The organism is Baaleninema sp. (assembly GCF_049974805.1).
In the GTDB taxonomy this organism is placed as follows: Bacteria; Cyanobacteriota; Cyanobacteriia; order Cyanobacteriales; family Geitlerinemataceae; genus Baaleninema.
In genome coordinates this window covers 1-2,920 of sequence record NZ_JBNGCO010000213.1, presented here as the reverse complement: position 1 = coordinate 2,920, position 2,920 = coordinate 1, and the positions used below count along the sequence as shown (strand labels likewise).

Annotated in this window: 1 pseudogene; it reads right to left on the bottom strand. The window is 51.2% G+C overall.

Annotated features, from left to right (window positions below):
* Positions 1-42: 42 nt before the first annotated feature.
* Positions 43-2,920 (bottom strand): annotated as a pseudogene (locus ACP5D4_RS21345) (putative Ig domain-containing protein); the annotation flags it as partial.

Below are 2,920 nucleotides of genomic sequence, written 5' to 3'. Positions count from 1 at the left end.
GCACACCTAATGCCGCCCTGGAAGGGCGGGGCTTGAAACCCATTATTTTTGGTCAAGTCCGAAATCAGTTCGTGGCGTACTGAGAATCTCAGGAGCGGTATTGGACGGGTCGGGCATTAAGCGAATCCTATAGTCCTGAACCGCTGTTCCCCCGTTTCCGTCAGCTACATTCAGGGCGACCGGAAATTCAAACAACGCCCCGTCTCCACCCGCTGCCGTGCGGCCATCTCCAGGGGTGATAATATCGGCGCGATCGCTGTCTGTCCAGACTTGGAAACGATAGTGCAGGGGAGATGTCGAGGTTCCCCCTTCGAGATAGAGCGTATAGTCCCCATCCTCGGGCAACAGAACATCTTCCAAGTCTGTATTAAAGCGTGCTCTTTCAATTAATTGATAATTGGGGTCGTAGAGTTCCCAATAGGAGTTCGATGTACCTTGCAACAGATCGAAATACAGGCGTTGGTCGGCTTGGCCCTCAAGTTTATAAACATCTCCGTACTGACCGGTGGGCAAGCTGCCGTCAACGGGCATCCGTAACTTGACGTCACGACCGGCACTCAAATCAAGGAGTTGGAATTGGTACTCGTTAGCATTATTGTTTTGGCCAGAAATTACCAGATGATAAATTCCATCTAGATCGAGAGTCTCAGGAGCGGTATCTCTCGAATCATACAATCCCTGGGAAAATACTAGCTCGCCGTTGGGAGTGTACAGTGCAGCATGGACATTCCGTCCGGTCATTCCGTTCAACAAAATCCGTTGTCCGGTCTGAGCATCAAAACTGTACACTTGAGCATCGAGACCATCGGTCGTTCCCGAGATTGCCTGACCAATTTCGATGAGTTCAGAGGCCTCTTGGGATAACTCTAAGATATTCAGACCGTAATCGCCGCTCCCTGACGAAACATCTACGACATACTCACCGGTTTGAGGTAGGGTGACGAGACCGATGTCACGACGGCTATAACGATTGAGAACATCTGTACCATCGGGCGCAACCAGTCGCGTGCGAAAATAGTTGTCCGTCAAGTTATCAACATAAACCTGCATCCCAGCCGAGGCGGTAAACCGATGGGTTTGATTCTCGCCACTTGACAGAGTCCCCGTAAATTCCTGACCGAGACCACTCGTTGCTATGGCCTCGGTTGCCATGTCAGTCACCTCAAAGGAATACGCATTCTCTCCTGAACTTGAGGAGTCCACAGCCAAGGTATAGCGTCCATCGAGGGGTAGCGTGGCCTCAAAATCAGAACTTGTGCTATTTCCATATCGGCTGGCAAGTCCTTGATTCCCCGGACCGTAAAGGTTCCAGCTCACTCCATTATCTGCCCAGAGCCAATCGAAATCCAAAACTTGCCCGGCGGTTCCCTCGATTTGATAAAGTTCAACCTCAGAGTCCGAGAGGGTTCCAGACACCGACTCGCCCAGAGGCAGGGATGGAACGGCACTGAGGTCACTCAAGCGGAAACTGTAATCGCCTAGGGCAGTATTCTCACCATCAATTTCGAGACGATAGGGGCCGCTTTCTGTCAATGTTAGGGGTTGCGACCAATCCTCATCCGGGCTGATAGACAATATGGTGTGACCACCGGAACCCAAAAGCCTTGCCGTTAAAGAGGTATCGGCGGATAATCCATCAAAGAACAGAGACTGACCGATACCACCAGTAAACTCATACATGTGGCGATCGCCTGCTCCCTCCAAGGTTCCTTCTACCACTTGACCGAAAGGAAGCGATAGGGAATCAAACGTGGCAGCACGAACGGTTAGAGCGTAATCGTTGCGCGTTCCGCCGTTCCCAAACAACGCTAATGTATAGGTTCCTTCGTCCGTCAGCTCCTGCTCGAGATCGAGATCGAACCTTCGATCGCTAAAAACCTTAGTTCCGTCGGGAGCATAGAGGACGTACCGGTCCGTTGATTCTCCAGTCGCCTCGAAATATAGATGCGTTCGAGCGTCGTTTTCAAACTGGTACAGTATGGCTTCTCGTTCGCTGGTTCCGAAGTCACCCGAAAGTTCGATGTCGAGAGGGAGTTCGGGACTGGAGGCGAGATCGAACAGTTGGAAGCCATAACCGGTTACTGTATCTTGGTCTCCATCAACGACGAGTTGGTACGTACCGTCTTTACTCAAAGTCAACGGTTTGCGATCCTGGTACCACAGTTCTTTACCATTTTCGTCGAGTAAGGAAACATCCAGAGAACTCGACCGGAAGAGAGGCTGGTAAAACAGCGTCTGACCCAGTTTTCCGGTAAATGTATACGTATGTTGCTCTCCCGGCTCAGTGAGCGCGTTCGTTACGGTTTCACCCAACGTTAGATCGAACGTTGGAAATTCTGGCGTGACGATTTCTAACTGGTAACTCTTGTCAGTACCGTTACGACCGTCGAAAACGAGAACGTACTCTCCGTCTCGAGGTAGCGTTGTCTCGTCATCCGTATTGAGCCATTGCCCAAATAACCTATTACCCGCCGAGTTGTAGAGTTGGTAATAATTTGGAGAATCGCCAGCGAGTCGATCGAAAAACAGCGTTCGATCGGCTTCACCAGTCAAGCGGTAGGCATCGGCAGCGCGACGGCTTTCGCCAAAATCGCCCGTTATTTCTGTATCGAGGGCGACAGTCGGCGCCGCCATTAAGTCGAGAAGACGAAGCGAGTAATCGCCCTGTTGTTCTCGATACCCATCAATTTCGAGAGTGTAGGTTCCCGCTTCGTTTAGGAGAACGGGATTCGGATCGTTCCCGCTCAACCAAAGCGTTTGAACGTGGCGATCGCTCGGAGAAGTAAGGGTCGCTTTAATAGAAAGGCTGTAGGCTAAGTTATCCAGATACAGCAGTTGTCCGGGCGCTCCCTCGAAGGTATAGGTATCGCGCTCTCCCACTTCTGAAATCGACCCAACAATCGTTTGCCCGAATTCGTAA